This window comes from Neisseria sp. 27098_8_112, from assembly GCF_041433235.1.
Taxonomy (GTDB): Bacteria; Pseudomonadota; Gammaproteobacteria; order Burkholderiales; family Neisseriaceae; genus Neisseria.
This window is the reverse complement of the sequence record NZ_JAPWBB010000001.1, coordinates 170,411-188,233: the sequence shown is the minus strand read 5'-3', so window position 1 is coordinate 188,233 and position 17,823 is coordinate 170,411. Positions and strand designations below refer to the sequence as shown.

The 17,823-nt window shown below is 45.6% G+C and carries 16 protein-coding genes; 11 read left to right on the top strand and 5 right to left on the bottom strand.

Annotated elements, in window-relative coordinates:
* The first annotated feature begins 108 nt into the window (after positions 1–108).
* The 3 genes from O3682_RS00855 to hemE all read left to right on the top strand — a co-directional run bounded on the left by O3682_RS00855 (position 109) and on the right by hemE (position 3,797).
* Positions 109–1,380 carry a uroporphyrinogen-III C-methyltransferase gene (locus O3682_RS00855; RefSeq protein WP_371508125.1) on the top strand — a complete coding sequence of 424 codons (1,272 nt, stop codon included), beginning with the start codon at positions 109–111 and terminating at the stop codon, positions 1,378–1,380.
* A complete protein-coding gene (locus O3682_RS00850) occupies positions 1,377–2,600 on the top strand; it encodes a heme biosynthesis protein HemY (RefSeq protein WP_371508032.1) in 1,224 nt (407 codons plus the stop codon). The genes O3682_RS00855 and O3682_RS00850 overlap by 4 nt, the downstream gene beginning before the upstream one ends.
* A gap of 135 nt (positions 2,601–2,735) precedes the next feature.
* On the top strand, positions 2,736–3,797 hold the full coding sequence (gene hemE / locus O3682_RS00845) for a uroporphyrinogen decarboxylase (protein WP_371508031.1): 1,062 nt from the start codon (positions 2,736–2,738) through the stop codon (positions 3,795–3,797).
* A gap of 272 nt (positions 3,798–4,069) precedes the next feature.
* Here hemE and O3682_RS00840 read toward each other — a convergent pair whose 3' ends face one another.
* From O3682_RS00840 to O3682_RS00830, 3 genes are all read right to left on the bottom strand, one after another.
* Positions 4,070–4,429 (bottom strand): hypothetical protein, encoded by a 360-nt coding sequence (locus O3682_RS00840; RefSeq protein ID WP_371508030.1) that lies wholly within the window; start codon positions 4,427–4,429, stop codon positions 4,070–4,072.
* A 162-nt stretch (positions 4,430–4,591) separates the two neighbouring features.
* Positions 4,592–4,894, bottom strand: coding sequence for a hypothetical protein (locus O3682_RS00835; RefSeq protein ID WP_371508029.1), 303 nt, complete (start codon positions 4,892–4,894; stop codon positions 4,592–4,594).
* Positions 4,895–4,986: 92 nt separating this feature from the next.
* The gene (locus O3682_RS00830; protein ID WP_371508124.1) at positions 4,987–5,481 is read right to left on the bottom strand and encodes a hypothetical protein; all 495 of its coding nucleotides are present in this window, start codon (positions 5,479–5,481) and stop codon (positions 4,987–4,989) included.
* A 68-nt stretch (positions 5,482–5,549) separates the two neighbouring features.
* Here O3682_RS00830 and O3682_RS00825 point away from each other — a divergent pair, with 68 nt between their 5' ends.
* The 6 genes from O3682_RS00825 to O3682_RS00800 all read left to right on the top strand — a co-directional run bounded on the left by O3682_RS00825 (position 5,550) and on the right by O3682_RS00800 (position 11,450).
* The gene (locus tag O3682_RS00825) at positions 5,550–5,699 is read left to right on the top strand and encodes a hypothetical protein (protein WP_371508128.1); all 150 of its coding nucleotides are present in this window, start codon (positions 5,550–5,552) and stop codon (positions 5,697–5,699) included.
* Between the two features lie 267 nt (positions 5,700–5,966).
* Positions 5,967–7,460, top strand: a complete 1,494-nt coding sequence (cls, locus tag O3682_RS00820; protein WP_371508028.1) for a cardiolipin synthase — start codon at positions 5,967–5,969, stop codon at positions 7,458–7,460.
* Positions 7,461–7,777: 317 nt separating this feature from the next.
* Positions 7,778–9,874 (top strand): TonB-dependent receptor plug domain-containing protein, encoded by a 2,097-nt coding sequence (locus O3682_RS00815; protein ID WP_371508027.1) that lies wholly within the window; start codon positions 7,778–7,780, stop codon positions 9,872–9,874.
* 465 nt (positions 9,875–10,339) lie between these two features.
* Complete coding sequence (locus O3682_RS00810; protein ID WP_003746314.1) at positions 10,340–10,534, top strand: YgaP family membrane protein; 195 nt, start codon at positions 10,340–10,342, stop codon at positions 10,532–10,534.
* A 12-nt stretch (positions 10,535–10,546) separates the two neighbouring features.
* Entirely contained in the window at positions 10,547–11,068 is a 522-nt protein-coding gene (locus O3682_RS00805; RefSeq protein ID WP_371508026.1) for a rhodanese-like domain-containing protein, read from the top strand.
* A gap of 79 nt (positions 11,069–11,147) precedes the next feature.
* Positions 11,148–11,450 carry an ArsR/SmtB family transcription factor gene (locus tag O3682_RS00800; protein WP_070625688.1) on the top strand — a complete coding sequence of 101 codons (303 nt, stop codon included), beginning with the start codon at positions 11,148–11,150 and terminating at the stop codon, positions 11,448–11,450.
* Between the two features lie 91 nt (positions 11,451–11,541).
* Here the strand turns inward: O3682_RS00800 and O3682_RS00795 are convergent, their stop codons facing one another.
* Complete coding sequence (locus O3682_RS00795) at positions 11,542–11,880, bottom strand: hypothetical protein (protein WP_371508025.1); 339 nt, start codon at positions 11,878–11,880, stop codon at positions 11,542–11,544.
* Between the two features lie 254 nt (positions 11,881–12,134).
* Between O3682_RS00795 and O3682_RS00790 the strand changes: the two genes are divergently transcribed.
* Together O3682_RS00790 and O3682_RS00785 are read left to right on the top strand one after the other, a co-directional pair.
* Positions 12,135–12,461 carry a hypothetical protein gene (locus O3682_RS00790; RefSeq protein ID WP_371508024.1) on the top strand — a complete coding sequence of 109 codons (327 nt, stop codon included), beginning with the start codon at positions 12,135–12,137 and terminating at the stop codon, positions 12,459–12,461.
* Positions 12,454–14,307, top strand: coding sequence for a tetratricopeptide repeat protein (locus O3682_RS00785; protein ID WP_371508023.1), 1,854 nt, complete (start codon positions 12,454–12,456; stop codon positions 14,305–14,307). Before O3682_RS00790 ends, O3682_RS00785 begins: the two co-directional genes overlap by 8 nt.
* 84 nt (positions 14,308–14,391) lie before the next feature.
* Here O3682_RS00785 and mfd read toward each other — a convergent pair whose 3' ends face one another.
* Positions 14,392–17,796: a transcription-repair coupling factor gene (mfd, locus tag O3682_RS00780; RefSeq protein WP_371508022.1), complete on the bottom strand. Its 3,405-nt coding sequence runs from the start codon at positions 17,794–17,796 to the stop codon at positions 14,392–14,394.
* Between the last annotated feature and the right edge of the window lie 27 nt (positions 17,797–17,823).

Below are 17,823 nucleotides of genomic sequence, written 5' to 3'. Positions count from 1 at the left end.
GATACCCAACAAGTTGCCAATACGGCAGCTCCGGTGCCTGAACGTTCTGAAAACACAAGGCCGTCTGAACAAATCAAACCTACCCAACCTCAGCGAGTGGAGGCGAGCATGCCCGAGTCCAACAATCTCCCACAAAACAACGCCCCTGTTATCATCAAACAATCTGGCGGCAAAGCCTTGGCCGCAGGTGCAACCGTCTTGGCACTGCTTAGCTTGGGCGCGAGCGGATTCCTGTTTGTACAGGGCCAAAATGTTTTAAAAAACCAAGAGCTCGAATTCAACCAAAAAATCGACAAAGCTGCATTGGGCGAGTCTGAAAACGCCAGCCTTTTAAAAGACAACCTCAGCCGCCAAACCGCTATTCAAGCCGAGTTAGACCGCCTGAACAACGGTCAAAAAAACAATAGCGATCAAATCCTGCAAACGCAGAAAGCTTATCAAGAGCTGCTCAAAGGCCGTATCAACTGGCTGGTCAACGAAGCCGAATCCATGTTGAACACTGCTTCGCAACAATTGATGCTGTCAGGCAACCTCCAAGGCGCGGTCAGCGTATTGGAACACATCGACAGCCGCTTAAGCCGTTTTGAACAGCCTGAGCTTATCCCCGTCAAACAAGCCATCAGCAATGATTTGGCCGCGCTAAAAAACCGTCCTTATGTCGATATTTCCGCCACTGCCTTGCGTATCGACCGTTTGGAAACCGGTATTTCAGGCCTGCCTTTGGTTTTGGACGGCGTATTGAAACCGAGTGCCGCGCCTGTCGAAGCCGCCAATTCAGGAACTTGGTGGGAAAACACATGGGAAAAATCCCTCAATACCCTCAAAGGATTGGTTGAAGTCCGCCATCTGGACAGCAACGACGCCATGTTGATTTCACCCGATCAAACCTACTTCATCCGTGAAAACCTGCGCCTGCGCCTTTTGGATGCGCGCATTGCCCTGTTGCAACACAACGGCGAAGTGTATCAAAGCGATTTGAACAACGTTGAAGCAACCGTGAAGCAATACTTCGACAGCAAATCCCCTGCTACCCAGTCATGGCTGAAAGAGTTGGCCGAACTCAAAGCCCTTGATGTCCGTATGATTTCAGACGACAGCCTGAAAGCCAGCTTGAGCGCCGTTCGCGCTTATCAAGAAGGTTCGCGTATACAAATGACGACCGAAGAAGCTGCACAAACCCAAGCTGCCGAGAAAACCGCTTCCGCTCCGGCTGCAACTACCGAGCAAACCACAACTTCCGCACCGGCGGCCGCTTCCGCTCCTCAATCTTTAGAAGCACCTGCATTGCCCTCTGAAAACAAAAAAGAACCGGCCGCCGAAGCTGCCAAACCACAAAACCAAACCAAGCCTGCTGCCAAAATTAAAGGAGAGCAAGCATGAAAACCGTCGTTTGGATTGTCATTCTGTTTGCCGCCGCCGTCGGTTTAGCGTTGGCTTCCGGCATTTATACCGGCAACGTGTATGTCGTGGTTGAGCAAACCATGCTGCGTATCAATCTGCATGCCTTTGTTTTAGGCCTGCTGTTGAGCGTATTCGTCTTGTATTTCCTGATTAAATTCGTGTTCGGCCTCTTAAATATTCCGGCGCGTATGCAACGCTTCGGCATTGCCCGCAAAGGCCGTCAGGCTTCTGCCTCTTTGAACAGCGCAGGTTTGGCATATTTTGAAGGCCGTTTTGAAAAAGCCGAACAAGAAGCCGCCAAAGTCTTGCAAAACAAAGAAGCAGGCGACAACCGCACCCTGGCTTTGATGTTGGGCGCGCATGCGGCCGACCAAATGGAAAACTTCGAATTGCGCGACCGCTACCTGCATGAAATCGAACACCTGCCACAAAAACAACAGCTTTCCCGTCATCTTTTGCTGGCCGAATCTGCGCTGAGCCGCCGCGATTATCCGACTGCCGCACAAAACCTTGAAGCCGCAGCAAAAATCAATAGCAACTTAAGCCGCCTGGTCCGCCTGCAATTACGTTATGCCTTTGATCATAGCGATGCTTCAGATGTCTTGGCAAAAGTGGAAAAACTGGTCAAAGCCGGCGCCATCAACGATTACGAAGCCGAACAGTATCAAAATTGGGCATATCGCCGCCTCTTAAGCGAAGCAACCGATGCAGGCAGTCTGAAAGCTTGTTTGAAACACATTCCTGAAAGCATGAAATCAGGCGAATTGTGTGTTGCGATTGCCGAAAAATACGAGCGTTTAGGTTTGTATGTCGATGCAGTCAAATGGGTTAAAACCCATTATCCGCAAACCCGCCAGCCTGAGCTCTTGGAAGCATTTGTCGAATCCGTACGCTTCCTAAGCGAGCGAGAGCAACAAAAAGCCATCGACTTGGCAGACTCTTGGCTGCAGGAACAACCAAACAATGCACCGCTGTTGATGTATCTTGGCCAACTGGCTTACGGCCGCAAACTTTGGGGCAAAGCCCAAGGCTACCTCGAAGCCAGCATCGCCCTGCAACCCAGTGTATCTGCACATTTGGTCTTAGCTCGCGTGTTTGATGAAACCGATCAGCCGCAAAAAGCGCAAGAACAACGCAATCTGGTTTTGGAAAGCGTGGCCGAAGAAGAACATCCGGCAGCCCTTCCTCAACCAAATTGATGTGCTGATTTCGCATTAAGCGATAGTATGAAATCTACAACAGAACCAACTATTTAATCATTTCAGACGGCCTCAATACATATCTAAGGCCGTCTGAACTTTGTCCAACACACCAAATCAGAAAGCCTATTTATCATGACTGCTCTGAAAAACGACACTTTCCTCCGCGCCCTGCTCAAACAGCCTGTCGAATACACTCCCATCTGGATGATGCGCCAAGCCGGACGCTATCTGCCTGAATACAAAGCCACGCGCGCACGCGCAGGCAGCTTTCTCGATTTGTGCAAAAACACCGAGCTGGCGACCGAAGTCACCATCCAGCCTTTAGAACGTTTTGATCTGGACGCCGCAATTCTGTTTTCCGATATTCTGACTGTTCCCGATGCCATGGGTTTGGGCCTGTATTTTGCCGAAGGCGAAGGCCCGAAATTTGAACGCGCCTTGCAACACGAAGCCGACATTGCAAAACTGCAAGTTCCCGACATGGAAAAACTGCAATACGTCTTTGATGCCGTAACTTCCATCCGTAAAGCACTGGACGGCCGAGTTCCGCTGATCGGCTTCTCCGGCAGCCCGTTCACACTCGCCTGCTACATGGTTGAAGGCGGCAGCAGCAAAGAATTCCGCACCATCAAAACCATGATGTATTCGCGCCCTGATTTGCTGCATAAAATCCTCGACACCAATGCCCAAGCCGTTACCGCCTATCTCAACGCCCAGATTGATGCCGGCGCACAAGCCGTACAAATTTTCGACACTTGGGGCGGCGTGTTGAGCGATGCAGCGTTTAAAGAGTTCAGCCTGAAGTACATCCGACAAATCGTTGCCGGACTCAAACGCGAAAGCGAAGGCCGCCGCGTGCCTGTTATCGTATTTGCGAAAGGCGGCGGCTTATGGCTGGAAAGCATGGCAGAAATCGGCGCAGATGCATTAGGCTTGGACTGGACCTGTAACATCGGCGAAGCCCGCCGTCGCGTCGGCGAACAAGTTGCCCTGCAAGGCAATTTTGATCCGTTCGCCCTCTTTGGCACACCGGAATCTATCCGCACCGAAGTCGCACGCATCCTTGCCGACTACGGCAACGGCAGCGGCCATGTATTCAACCTCGGACACGGCATCAACCAACACACCAATCCGGAACACGCCAAAATCTTGGTCGATACCGTACACGAATTGTCCCATCAGTATCACGCTTGATTGAGCGCGTAACGTAAAAGGTCGTCTGAAACCGTATTTGTTGTTTCAGACAACCTCTTGGCTCAAACCCTGAGAACCGCATGCGTGCGTTCTGCACACATCCTACTTGTTAAGTTTAGGTTTCATATGGGCTACGGCTTGCTCATGATTCATGGTTATTCTCCTTTTCTAGTTTGCAACAAGTTGAGGTTATCTAAAACAAGATTTAATTCAGTCATAAGCTTCTCATGATGAAAAATGTAAACATGGTTTTCTATAACTTATTCTATTAATTATGTATTCAATAAACTCAAATCATCATTTGTTGGAATGGTAAGGTGATTTTCATTATTTCTAAATTCCCCATTAACATATTCTGAGAATGCACATGTTTTGCAGCAATAAACTAATCTATTAGTCTCGATTTCCTTCCATAAATCAAAACCATAGGTGCCATGGCAAATATTACATTCCATATCTGGTTCTTGAATAATAAATAAATTCTCTAAAAAATTTTGTAGCAATTGATAAATATATGGATTATTTCTTTGCATGGAAATATCTATTTGCCGTTTAAGAGCTTTTAAATCGTAAAAACTAATTAGTGATTTTTTTATTGGATAATTAGAGATATCTAAAATTTCTATATTCATAAATATAGAAATATTTGAACGGTGATCTAAAAATTCTTTCTCTAAACTAGGATAATCATGTAACCATTTAAGAATTAAAGTTGCGAGTAAGATATGATCTACATTATTACCTATACCCTCTATTTTTTCTTTTAAAGAAAGTATTATTTTTTTTTTGCATAATTACTGCCCTTTCACTGGATATGTTGTGATTAAATTTCCCATTTCGTCAGTAAATATCTTAATATATCTAGTTGATGTTCCTCCTTCCTTCAAACTAGTTATACCAATATTCTTACCAGTATCGACTACACGGACAAACTGACCGCCAGGGATGGCTGTTACTGGAGAGGATATCGTATTTCTACTTTGTAAAATAACTTTTAATTCATTTGGAGTTATTGAAAAAATAGAACGGCTATTTTCAACTGGCCTATAAAATGGCCGTCTATTAGAGTTAGCATAGGTAGTGTCGCCGCCGCTCAAGCCGATAAATAAAGGTCGTCTGAAACAGTTTCCTAGTTTTCAGCCAACCTACATTGCATAATGAGGAGAATATCTTAAATAACCAAGTATCCTCAATCATAATTTAGAGAAATTATTTTTTCAGAGTCTAACTCTGTTAATATAATTAACTTATTAACTTTATCTATTTCCCAATCTGATATTATATCGGTAAATACTGAATTCTCTCTTGTTAATTTTTTATCTGTAATAATTGCACCCAACTCATGAATAATACAAATTTTTTGATTCTCTAATAAATAAATATCAAAAAATATGCCATCTATATTTAGCATATTAACTCTTAAATTTTGTATAGAAATACAAAAAACAACTGAATCAAATCCAATAAAAATATTTTTATCACCAAATATTAATACTTTTGGGAGAACGCTTATACAGGAAATAGCCAGCCCAATACCTATATTGAATTCTTTATGAAAAGAAAGAATAAAACATCGATAAATTTCCTTTCCTTCCTCTCGTAGAATAATATATTTTTGATAGGTATTTAGTAAATAGTCTTCTAACTCTCTTATGGAATTATAAGGATATTTCGTTAATTTCATTATTTGAGACCTTTGCAAAATTCCCCCAAATCCCCTAAATTCCCACAAAGACATTTATGGGATTTCTCATGAGTACCTTCTTTCAGCAAACCGCCCAAGCCATGATTGCCAAACACATCGATCGTTTCCTACTATTGAAATTAGAGCAGGTCATTGATTGGCAGTTAACCAAGCCAGCAACTGCTTATTCAGTATACACGTTTCCGTTGCTATGTTAACCGTGTTGCACGAGCTGACAACCTTGGACTCTACAGCATTCTTTCCCCTCGTACTGATCGACCTGCCCACAGGTGCAGCATTGACTGTATTGTTTAGTGGTTTAACACCCCAAAACCGACGAAAAACAAGACCTAAAGGCCGTCTGAAAGCAAAAACACGATTATCGTGTAAATTTGTTTTCAGGCGGTTTTTCTATATACTTAATATCTGAAGCTTATCAGCTGACACCTTCAAACTTAAAAACACATCCACTCCCGCTACCGAATATGAATTTTTTAAAAGACATCACCTGGACCGAAATTTTCATCTTCGCCCACACCTGCGCCGCACTCGTCTGCATGCTGCGCGTGTTATACAAACAAAAAAACATCGGCTCAACCTTTGCCTGGCTGATTATCCTATTCCTTTTCCCCGTATTCGGAACCATCGCCTACATCCTTATCGGCGAGCCTCGTCTCGGCACGGCCCGCGCCAAACGTACCGGCGAAATGAACCGCTTCTACCGTAACTTTGCCGCCACCCATCTAGCCGATATCTATCTTGACATTGCCGACCAAGTCAAATCACGTTACCACGGCATCAGTAAAGTTGCCGAAAAAGGAACGGGGCTGGGTGCCACCAAAGGCAACGCCATGAGCCTGCTCTCGACTACCAATTCCATCATCGACAACATGCTCGCAGACATACGCGCCTCAACCCATTCCTGCCTGCTGGCCTTTTACATTATCGAGCCCAAGGGCCGCATCGAAGAAATTTTAAATGAAATTCTTGCCGCCGCAGATCGAGGCGTTGACTGCGCCATTCTGGCTGATGCCGTCGGCAGCAGGAGTTTTTTTGAAAGCGATTGGGTAGAGATACTGCGCCAAGCAGGCGTTGAAGTACATACCTCATTGCCTGTCGGCATCTGGCGTACATTATTCACGCGCACAGACCTGCGCAACCACCGCAAAATCCTCGTTATCGACAGCAAAATCGGTTACACCGGCAGCTTCAACCTTGTCGACCCGCGCTATTTCAAACAAAACTCCGGCGTCGGAGAATGGGTCGATGTCATGATGCGCTGCACAGGGCCTATGGTTTTGGAACTGTCTGCCGTCTTCTTCGCCGACCTCGCCGTCGAAACCGATGAAAACCTCCAAAACGTACAAACATACCTTAACCAAGCCCAGAGCCTGTTGCCCCAAATCCTTCCTGAAAAAATGCAGCAAGGCAATATTGTTGCCCAAATCATTCCATCTGCCCCCGAGCAAGGCAGCTTTGTCATCTACGAAACCATCATCAGCGCCATCTATGCCGCCACCAAACAAATCACAATTACCACCCCCTACTTCGTCCCCGACGAGCCGCTTCTCATGGCGTTAACCGTTGCCGCCAAACGCGGCGTCAAAGTGACCCTGATACTGCCTGCCAAAGTCGATTCACTGATGGTGCGCTATGCCTCACGCGCCTACTACCCTATGTTGCTGGAAGCCGGTGTCAAGATCGCCATGTTTGAAGGCGGTCTTCTACATGCCAAAACCATGACCATTGACGAAGACTACTCCCTCTTCGGTACGGTCAACATGGACATGCGCAGCTTCTTCCTCAACCTCGAAATCAGCCTCGCCATCTACGATCGCGACACCACTAAACAAATCTGCCACCTACAGCGCAGCTACCTTAAAAACAGCAGCTATATTGCCATCAAATCATGGCAACAACGCTCCAAACTCCGCGGCCTCGTAGAAAATGCCGTCCGCCTGATGAGCCCTTTGCTGTAAAACATAAATATTTAGGCCGTCTGAAAAATATTTTTCAGACGGCCTTTTAAATAAAACACTGATAGATAAAATTCTTTATTGACAGATATTCAAGCTATCCCTTCTCTCCCTCTCGGAAAAAGTAAGACTCAACCCATTTCCCAATCAAAGAATCTTTACTAAATTTAACTAAAATATAAACTAATTGATTTTTATAAAAATCATATTAATTTTAGATTGAAATGAAACAGAATATATTTATTAATATTTATTAAGAATTTGATAATCATTATTATAATAATTAGAATAAGCAGTCAATTTTTTACTTAGGAAAAATCATGAATAAGGTCTCCTCTCCTGTATTCCGCCTTAGTATCATTACACTCGCATTATCAACAAGCTTCGCTCATGCCGAAAATTTGCAACCCGCAGAAACTGCCGAGCTGAATGAAATTAAGGTCACCGGTACTGCCGTACCGACCCGCGTTACCCGCAATCAGCTTGACCGCGAAATTTCGACTGATTTAAAACAAGTCATGAAAGATCAAATCGGTATGGATGTCGGCGGCGGCAACGGCGTGGCGCAGTTTTACAGCATCCGTGGCGTTGGTGAAGACAAAATTAACCTAGAAGTCGACAACACCAGCCAATCCACTAAAATCTTCCACCACCAAAGCCGCTTCCAACTTGACCCCGCTTTGGTAAAAAGCATCAACGTCGAAAAAGGCACAGGTGCGGCGAGCGCGAGCTTGGGCGCGGTCGGCGGTACCATCCGCGTAACAACGGTTGACGCAAAAGACCTGCTGACCGACGGCAAACCTTTCGGTTTCAAACTGGGCGCAGGCTTGAGCAGCAATAAAGGCTCAACCGGCAGCGCAGCGGTTTACGGCTATCAAAACGGCTTCGATGCCCTGTTTGCAGGCAACTTCCTCAACAACCGTGACTACAAAGACGGCAACGGCAATGTCAATCTCGGCAGTCGTCTAAAACAGCACAGCTACCTCGCCAAACTCGGCTACGATTTCAACGACGACCACGGCATCCGCCTGACCTACCGTCAGGAATACCAAAAAGGCAACCGCACCGACAAAGCCGAGTTCCAAAACGTTGACAGCTACATCGGCGTGGACGGCACTTATCAAAAAGAGCAGACCTACAATCTGGAATACCGCGGCCGCAACGTCGGCTTTATCGACAAAATCGACGCCAATGTCTTCCAAATCAACACCGACGACACCAAACCGCCTAAAGGTGCGCCTTCTCCAAAAGCCCAAGCTTCCGGCACTGCGCAAGGCGGCGTTCCTATCGGCAAACTTGAGTTAAGCAAAATCAAAGCGACCGGCGCTAACCTGAACCTCGCCAGCTCTTTCGGCGACGGACACATGGTGAAATACGGCGTCAACTACCGCCACGAAACCTCCGAGCCGTCTGACAAAGGCGCATGGCTGAAGATTCTCGGCCTATATGACCGCGACAAAGAGAAAAAAGCCGAATACGGCGTGTACGCGGAAGGCATCTGGAACCTGAACCCCGTTACCCTGACTACGGGCTTGCGTTACGACCATTTCAAATACAACGCCGCCAGCAAACAAAGCGCGTCGCACGGACAACTCAACCCCAGCATCAGCGCGATTTGGGACATCAACGACAACTTCTCCCTCTTGGCAAACCTCAATCAGGCAAGCCGTGCGCCGCGTCTGAACGAAACCTTGTTGGCTAACGAACGCGCAGGCGCCGCCGCCGATTTGGACAGCAACCTCAAAGCTGAAACTGCCCGCCGTGCTGAAATTGGCTTCAAATGGCGCAACGACAACTTCAACGTCAGCGGCAGCGTGTTCCACCAACGCATCAAAGACCTCATCGTCTATCGTTGGGCAAAAATCAACAACAACACCGCCTCCATCACCGAACGCGGTAAGATTTACAACGGCGGCACGCTCAAAACCTACGGCTACGAACTTGACGCATCCTACCGCTGGGGCGGCCTGACCGCGCGTGCCGGCGTGTCCTACGTCAAACCCCGTCTGAACGGCGAAATGTACTACGGCGAAAGCCCGATTCAAGCGGAAGACCACGAAAGCTCGTTCACCTTCTGGAACACCGGCCGCCAATGGCTGACCGGCCTGTCTTATCAGTTTGAAAACCCCAAACTCGAAATCGGCTGGCGCGGCCGCTACGCCCAAAGCGTGAAATACACCGACGTCGCCCGCGGACAAGGCACGATACACGGCAAGAAATCAGGTTACGGCGTACACGACATCTACGCCAACTGGCAGCCGCTGAAAAAAGACAACCTGAACGTCAACTTCGCCGTCAACAACATCGGCAACAAGCAATACCGTTCGCACAGCCAACGCTTCCCCGACGGCAACGGACGCGTGCCCTTCTACGAACGCGGCCGCGAGTTTGCCTTGGGCGTGAACTATCGTTTCTGATAATACGAACGACGTTATAAAGAAACCAAAAGGCCGTCTGAAATTCAATTTTCAGACGGCCTTTTATAATTCGTAGACAATTTGATTTTAAAGTATCTCCTCTCCCTTGCTAGTTACACAACGGATTATCCAGTCTTCAAATCTTCTCCATTGGACTTCTTTTCCAAATCGGTCATGATTTGATTCCTTCTGAAAACTGACTATCAATTCTTCCAATATAAATAAAATATTATATAGATCATCTCCAGTGCCGTCTGAAAATATCAGGCTGTATTTTTACATTTAACCATACCGTTGGAGATTGATTCTATTTGTGCGTTTAAAAAATACAATGCAAATATTCATTACACTTTTACTGTAAACCATTTGACAAAGTCATCTTTAAAGCTATAATATTTCTCATATATGATTTTTGTTATATGTGTTTATTTATAGACAATCCATTCTTAAACAAGGAGCAATAAAATGAAACGAAACTTGGGTACTTTGGATCGCGTAATCCGTATTGTTATCGGTGTAGCACTAATCGCTGCAGCCGCTACCGGACAAATTGGCTGGTGGGGTTGGCTGGGCATCGTCCCTCTGGGTACAGCACTGATTGGCAACTGTGCGCTGTACAGCTTATTGGGCATCAACACCTGCCGCATCAACAAAAAATAACAAAGGCAAAACATGAGTACGGTCGGACAACTCCCGCGAATTACACCTTCCGAAGCAATGGCAAAAATCCGTGAGGGCGCGTTGGCAGTGGACATCCGAAGCCAAGCCGAATATCGGGGCGGGCATATTGGTGGTGCATTATCCCTGCCGCCTAAACGGCAGCGAGACAAGCTGCCCGATGATACAGCCCCATGCCTGATTTTTTATTGCCTGAGCGGTAAACGTACAACTCAGGCAGAAACTATATTGTCAGCGCTTGGCCAAAGTCGAGAATGCTATATTCTAGAAGGCGGCTTACAGGCATGGAAGGCTGCAGGGCTTCCTATTGTTGCCGACCGTGCCACACCGGATATCATGCGGCAGGTGCAAACCATAGCGGGCAGTTTGATTCTGTTGGGCGTGCTGGCAGGTTGGTTGGTATCGCCTTGGTTTTATCTGATAGACGTGATGGTCGGCGCAGGCCTATTAACGGCCGGACTAACCGGATTCTGCGGCATGGCACGCCTGCTGGCCAAAATGCCATGGAACCATTAAGCAAAGGCCGTCTGAAAGTTGCTGCTGAGGCCATTATGACTGATAATTCGACCTCCTCATTTGCCGACAAGCGTGAAAAATGACCACTGCCGACAATCAACCGCCCTACGAAGAAGCCAGCGCTTTTCTCAAACTTCTTGCTAATCCCAATCGCCTCGCCGTATTGTGCAAACTACATGAAAGGCCGCACAATGTAACCGAGTTGGCTGAGTCATCCGGACTGCCGCAAGCGGCAATGTCCAGCCAATTAGCACTACTGCGTGAAGCCGGTTTGGTATCGTTTGAAGTGAACCATCGTGAACGGCAATATTACATTGCCGACCCGAGAGTAACCGAGATGATACAGTTGCTGTATTCCTTTTTCTGTGCAGAAAAATCTTGAAATGTTACCGAAATAGGATAGTCAAAAAATCTATCCATTTATAATTTTAAAGGCCGTCTGAATTTTTTTCAGACTGCCTTTGCTGTAATTTTTAGTCTTGCCATATAATCTCGTGTTTAGAACCATAAGTAATCTTCTTGATATTGCTTTCAAGAGCGATTTCTTTATCTAATGTTCCTGAGTATTCCGAACCTGCTAATTTTTGAAATAAAGTAATATTCAGCTCATCGTTGCGACTCATTATTTTGATATCTGAAATACCCATTGCGCTATTGCCTAATAAACCTGTCAAATGAACCTGTCTATTATCCTTAGCTTCATTGACAGTAATTTTAAAATTCCAAATATCTTCCAACTTAATTTCATCACTGGAAAAGCAGCCGGACAATATCAAGCCTGTTACTCCCAGCATCATTACCTTCATTTTCATAATAATTCCCTGTTCGATTTAGTAATCTTAGGTTCGATTTTCAAAACTGACAGTTTCAGTATTTTCAGACGGCCTTTATTTTATACTACTTCTGTATCCGCACTTAAAGCCTGCGTGAGTATCGCTGCTACCTTCAGGTTTTATCCAGCCTACAGCTTGCTACGCGTACTCTTTTAAAATACAAGCTTGAAATATTTGGCTTAAACTTCATATATTATCAAGTAACTTATGTAAATATTCTAATTGGAGGCAAAATGCTTGAATGTGTCACAAATCCAGATATTATTAATTTTGTATGGGGAACGATCCAGAGTATGACACAGAATGCTTTGTATGATGGAGTAAAAAAAATATTAGGTACTAAGTTTGAGAAACTATTTAATTATAAGGAGAAGGATGACATGGCTAGATTTTCTCAATTATTGGGAACGGAATTAGAAGAAAATCCAAAGTTAGCTGAAGAAATAGGAAGAATCATGTTAAATAAATCTAAAACATGTATAGAATCCAAAATTAGCATAGTTGGTGATATTAATTCAAATGGTGGTCCAGTAAATATTGGAAATATTACTCATGGTTAATCAAAAAACAAGTGTATCGACAGGTAATATAAATTCCAATGGAGGGAATATATCTATTGGGAATCAACAATATATTACAAATATTTTCCACTCTTCAGAGTGGAAAAAAATGGAAGAGGAAAAAGAAAAATTAGAAAAGGATATTAATTTCTGTGAATCTTTATTATTAAAAGAGGGAAATTGTGATGATGAAGGCATTATCAAGAGATTAAGTGAAGCCAAAAACGATCTAAAAAATAAACTTAAAGAGATGGAGGATTTTAAGCATGGTATTTTACAATTAGCTGAAACATTTTCAAAAATAGAAATTGATTCTGAAAGATTGCAAGAAGCCTATAAGCTATTTTTAGAAGGGAAGTATTCGGAAGCTCGTACAATTCTAATGATGGAACAGGCTTTGAATGAACATAATGATCTCCTTGAGAAAAGAGATAAATTATCTCAAGATATAGCAGAAAATGAAAGGAAGCTAAAACAAAAAGCTAAAGAAAGCTTTCTTTTAGCTAATTTACAGGCTGTAAATTATTCTATAGGTCCATCAAGAGTTGACGAGGCTAGTAAATATTTTCAATTGGCAATAAGAGAGCATAAATGTTTCGAATATTTAATTAATTATGCTAGTTTCCTTCGTCAAAATAATAGACGTCAAGATGCTGAAAAAATTTGTCAAGAAACAATATCTTTTATTAAAGAGAATTATCAAGAAACTGATGAAGAAAAGCAGAATTTGGCTGAAATACTAACTGAATATGTACAAGTTTTAATTGTATTTCCTGATCGGTTATCTTTTGCTGAAGAGACTGCTAGGGAGGCATTAGCAATTTATTCCTCTTTAAAAATAATTCCTAAAAAGTCAATTGTTACTTTTGTAAAAATACTAAATGAATTAGGTAATGTATTAGATGAGTTGGGAAAGTACTCTGATGCAGAGAATTTTTATGAAAATGGATTTGGAATTATTAATAGTTATAGGTATAAAGATCCAATTTTATTTGCGAAACTCCTGCATGATTATGCTATTCTACTTTCCAAAAATGAGAAAAAATTTGATCAGGCAGAGAAATATTTACGAAAAGCTTTGAAAATTAGAAGTTCCATATCTTATAATGATAACTCAGTTAAAATTATTGAAATTTCTAGGGCGTTATTATCATTAGGGAACTTACTATCTAAACAAAATAGTCGTTATAAGGAAGCCAGAAATTGTTATGGTGCAGTATTGGCTAATTTAGCTAAAATTATTGAACGGGGGGATTATGAACTTATCTTTTGGGAAGCTTTATGTCTAGGTAATTTGGCAAGATTGTTAAATGATATGGCACAGGTTGATATTAGTCTTTATCCTGAGGCAGAAAAAAACTATATTTTGGCAATAAAAAAATATAAAAAATTACGGGAGATAGAGCCTGGGGCTTATACACATCATGTATCAAGACTCTTGCAAAACTATGGCACACTTCTCATGGAGCTGGGAAAGGATCAAGAAGCTGAAAATAATTTTTTGGAAGCTATCCAAATATTAGAATCTATTAAGGGGGAAGAAAATTTTGAAGTTTTTGATGATATTGTTTTAGTTAAAAAAAATTTAGCTAATTTATACATGATAAATAATAAATATGATAAGTTTAGAGAGTTATACGTTGATATTTTAGAAAAAATGATATTATTATTTATTAATAACCCTAAATTTTATGAACATGATTTGAAGGGAACTAAGAATTATATAAATAGTTTTTTACAGGCTCATAAAATAGAAAATGGGAAGTTATTTGATATGTGTGTCAATGCAAGTACTTTATTAGCTAAATATGAGCAAAAGATAAAAAGAAGAAAGTTGTATTACTAAAAAATAGATACTAAGTTCCAAACAAACCTAATTTCCAGTTAAAAGGTCGTCTGAAAATTTTTCAGACGACCTTTTAACTAGCCTCTAATTTGCTACCACTCTTTCTTTCAAAGTCTTCAACACACTCTTCACCATCTTAATTCGCGTTTCCACATCCTCCATCTGAGCCGTAAACCTCAACTTATCCGCTCCAGCCAGCCGGTATTTTTTATCTGTCTGAATTAGCAGGATGATTTCTGTCGGGTCGATTCGGTGGTGTTTGCCGAAGGTAATGGTTACGGCTTCGCTTGTGGCGTCGATGGCGTCTATACCCAATTCTTTTGCCATAAGCCGTAAGTGGTGGCTTTCAATGAGGGTTTTGACGGGTTGTTCGGGTAGGCCAAAGCGGTCGACCAGTTCTTCATGTATGGCGTTGATTTGCTGCACGGTTTCGCAGACGGCGAGGCGTTTGTAGAGGACGAGCCGTTCGTGAATGTCGGGGCAGTAGTCTTCAGGCAATAATGCCGGGCTGTGCAGTTTGATTTCGGTGGTAATACCCAATGGCGCGTCAAGGTCGGGCTGACGGCCTTTTTTGAGGTCGCGCACGGCTTGTTTGAGCATTTCAGTGTAGAGCGTGAAGCCGACCTGTATCATTTCGCCGGATTGTCCTTCGCCAAGGATTTCGCCTGCGCCGCGGATTTCCAAATCCTGCATGGCGAGGGTGAAACCTGCGCCGAGTTCGTCTGCCGCCGCGATGGCGTCGAGGCGTTTTTCTGCGTCTTTGGTGATGTATTCGGGCGTGAGCAGGTAGGCGTAGGCTTGGTGGTGGCTGCGGCCGACGCGCCCGCGAAGCTGGTGCAGTTGCGCCAGCCCGAATTTGTCGGCGCGGTTGATGATGATGGTGTTGGCGTTGGGGATGTCGATACCGGTTTCGATGATGGTGGAACAGAGCAACACGTTAAATCGTTGCTGTAAAAAGTCGCGCATGACTTGTTCCAGCTCGCGCTCGCGCAGTTGTCCGTGCGCCACGCCGATGCGGGCTTCGGGCAGCAGGGTTTCCAGCCGCTCACGCATATTCTCAATCGTATCTACTTCATTGTGCAGGAAAAACACTTGTCCGCCGCGTTTGAGTTCGCGCAATACGGCTTCGCGCACGCTGCCTTCGCTGAAGGGTTTGACAAAGGTTTTGACAGCAAGGCGGCGGCTGGGAGCGGTAGTAATCAGTGAGAAGTCGCGCAGACCTTCGAGCGCCATGCTGAGGGTGCGCGGAATCGGCGTGGCGGTCATGGTAAGGATGTCGACATTGGCGCGCAGGCGTTTGAGCTGCTCTTTCTGTCGCACGCCGAAGCGGTGTTCTTCGTCGATAATCACTAAGCCTAAGTTTTTGAATTTTATGTCGTCCTGCACCAATTTGTGCGTGCCGATAACGATATCGACCGTGCCGTTCGCCATGCCTTCCAGCGCGGCTTTGGTGGCTTTGCTGTTGTTGAAACGCGAAAGGCTGGCGACTTTCACGGGGAAATCGGCGAAGCGGTCGGCGAAGTTTTGCGCGTGCTGCTCGACCAGAAGCGTGGTCGGGGCGAGTACGGCGACTTGTTTGCCGCCCATTACCGCCACAAACGCGGCGCGCAGGGCGACTTCGGTTTTGCCGAAACCGACATCGCCGCACACAAGGCGGTCCATCGGCTTCGCCTGTGTCAAATCTTTAATCACGGCGGCAATGGCGGCGGCCTGGTCTTCGGTTTCTTCGTAGCCGAAGCCGTCGGCAAACGCCTGATAGTCCAACTCGTTGATTTCAAACTTGTGTCCCGATTGGGCGGCACGTTGGGCGTAGAGGTTGAGCAACTCGGCGGCAGTGTCACGCGCTTTTTCGGCGGCTTTGCGCTTCGCCTTGTTCCACGCGCCGCTGCCGAGCTTGTGCAAGGTAACGTTTTCATGCGCCTGACCGGAGTAGCGGCTGATTAAATGCAGCTGCGAAACAGGCACATAAAGCTGCGCCTCGCCCGCGTATTCGAGCAACATCATTTCGTTGGTTTCATCGCCCAAGTCCATTGTGACCAAGCCCATATATCGGCCGATACCGTGTTCTTCGTGAACGACAGGGTCGCCAATATTGATTTCGGCAAGGTCGCGCAACAGGCCGTCTGAAACAGCGGCGTGTTTCTTACGATGATGTTTGCGCGAGCGGGCGACGTATTGATAAAGATCGGATTCGGTAATGACCGCGATGTTTTGATCTTCTAATTTAAACCCGTAAGCCAACGGTGCCACTGTAATCATCAGCGGCTCATGCGCCGACAAAAAGCCCTGCCAGTCGGACACGCTTTTGGCTTTCAAACCGTTTTGCTGCAAGAAGCCGAGCATGGTTTCGCGCCGTCCCAAACTTTCGGCGCACAGCAAAATTCGTCCGTTAAAGGCCGTCTGAAAATCCTTCAATGCCTGCAACGGTTCATCTGCTTGGCGGTTGACGGCCAAGTTTGGCAACGTATGTTCATCACCAAAAATATCCGGCAATACCTGACCATAATTTTTCAGACGGCCTGCAAAAACATCAGCAGAGAGATACAAATACTGTGGAAGCAAAGGCGGATAGGTTTCGTCGCCCTGCGCCATGGCGTAACGCGATTTGACGTCGCTCCAAAAGCGGTTTGCCTCAGCATGAACATCGCCCAAAGAGACAAACAACGCATCTTCGCCGATATAGTCAAACAGCGTTTCCAACTCGTTTTCAAAAAACAGCGGCAGGTAATATTCCACGCCCGCACCGAAATGACCGTTGCTGACGGCTTTGTACACAGCGGCATCGTTCGGATTGCCATCGACTTCTTCGCGGAAGCGGCTGCGGAAAATCTTTTGCGCCTCGCTGTCGGTGGGGAACTCGTGCGCCGGCAGCAGGCGGATTTCGGAAACGGGAGAAATGGTGCGTTGCGTTTCGGTATCGAAAGTTTTGATGCTGTCGATTTCATCGTCAAACAAATCGATGCGGTATGGCATTTCGCTGCCCATCGGGAACAAATCGACAATGCCGCCGCGCACGGCAAATTCGCCTGCCGCAACAACGTGGGACACATGGTTATAACCTGCATCCACCAAATCACTTTTCAGACGGCCTATATCCAAAGTCTGCCCCGTTTTCAGCCAAAACGTACGGCCTGCCAGAAACGGCACAGGCGGCAGCTTCTGCATCGCCGTCGCAACCGGCACGAACAACACGTCCGCCGCGCCGCTCTTAATCTGCCACAATGCCGACAAGCGCTCCGACACCAAATCCTGATGCGGCGAAAAACGCTCGTAAGGCAGCGTTTCCCAGTCCGGCAGGAACACCGCCGTATCGTGCGGACGGAAAAACAGCCAGGCCGTCTGAAGGCGTAGCGCCTGTTCCGCATCTTGGGTCAAGACAACCTTGAGCTGCTTATGCGGCAGATAACGCGCCAAAGCCAAGGGCAGCGAGCCTTGCGAAAGATTGAGCCAACGGGATTTTTCACGGGGTTTGGGAATCGGATAGGTCATGACAAAACAGTTTGTAATAAGTAAATA

Coding starts and splice junctions, on each gene's coding strand:
- mfd (WP_371508022.1), bottom strand. CDS start 17,796: ATGACCTATCCGATTCCCAAACCCCGTGAAAAATCCCGTTGGCTCAAT.
- O3682_RS00825 (WP_371508128.1), top strand. CDS start 5,550: ATGAGTACCTTCTTTCAGCAAACCGCCCAAGCCATGATTGCCAAACAC.
- O3682_RS00800 (WP_070625688.1), top strand. CDS start 11,148: ATGACCACTGCCGACAATCAACCGCCCTACGAAGAAGCCAGCGCTTTT.
- O3682_RS00850 (WP_371508032.1), top strand. CDS start 1,377: ATGAAAACCGTCGTTTGGATTGTCATTCTGTTTGCCGCCGCCGTCGGT.
- O3682_RS00790 (WP_371508024.1), top strand. CDS start 12,135: ATGCTTGAATGTGTCACAAATCCAGATATTATTAATTTTGTATGGGGA.
- O3682_RS00805 (WP_371508026.1), top strand. CDS start 10,547: ATGAGTACGGTCGGACAACTCCCGCGAATTACACCTTCCGAAGCAATG.
- O3682_RS00795 (WP_371508025.1), bottom strand. CDS start 11,880: ATGAAAATGAAGGTAATGATGCTGGGAGTAACAGGCTTGATATTGTCC.
- O3682_RS00830 (WP_371508124.1), bottom strand. CDS start 5,481: ATGAAATTAACGAAATATCCTTATAATTCCATAAGAGAGTTAGAAGAC.
- O3682_RS00815 (WP_371508027.1), top strand. CDS start 7,778: ATGAATAAGGTCTCCTCTCCTGTATTCCGCCTTAGTATCATTACACTC.
- cls (WP_371508028.1), top strand. CDS start 5,967: ATGAATTTTTTAAAAGACATCACCTGGACCGAAATTTTCATCTTCGCC.
- O3682_RS00840 (WP_371508030.1), bottom strand. CDS start 4,429: ATGAATATAGAAATTTTAGATATCTCTAATTATCCAATAAAAAAATCA.
- O3682_RS00785 (WP_371508023.1), top strand. CDS start 12,454: ATGGTTAATCAAAAAACAAGTGTATCGACAGGTAATATAAATTCCAAT.
- hemE (WP_371508031.1), top strand. CDS start 2,736: ATGACTGCTCTGAAAAACGACACTTTCCTCCGCGCCCTGCTCAAACAG.
- O3682_RS00810 (WP_003746314.1), top strand. CDS start 10,340: ATGAAACGAAACTTGGGTACTTTGGATCGCGTAATCCGTATTGTTATC.
- O3682_RS00855 (WP_371508125.1), top strand. CDS start 109: ATGCCCGAGTCCAACAATCTCCCACAAAACAACGCCCCTGTTATCATC.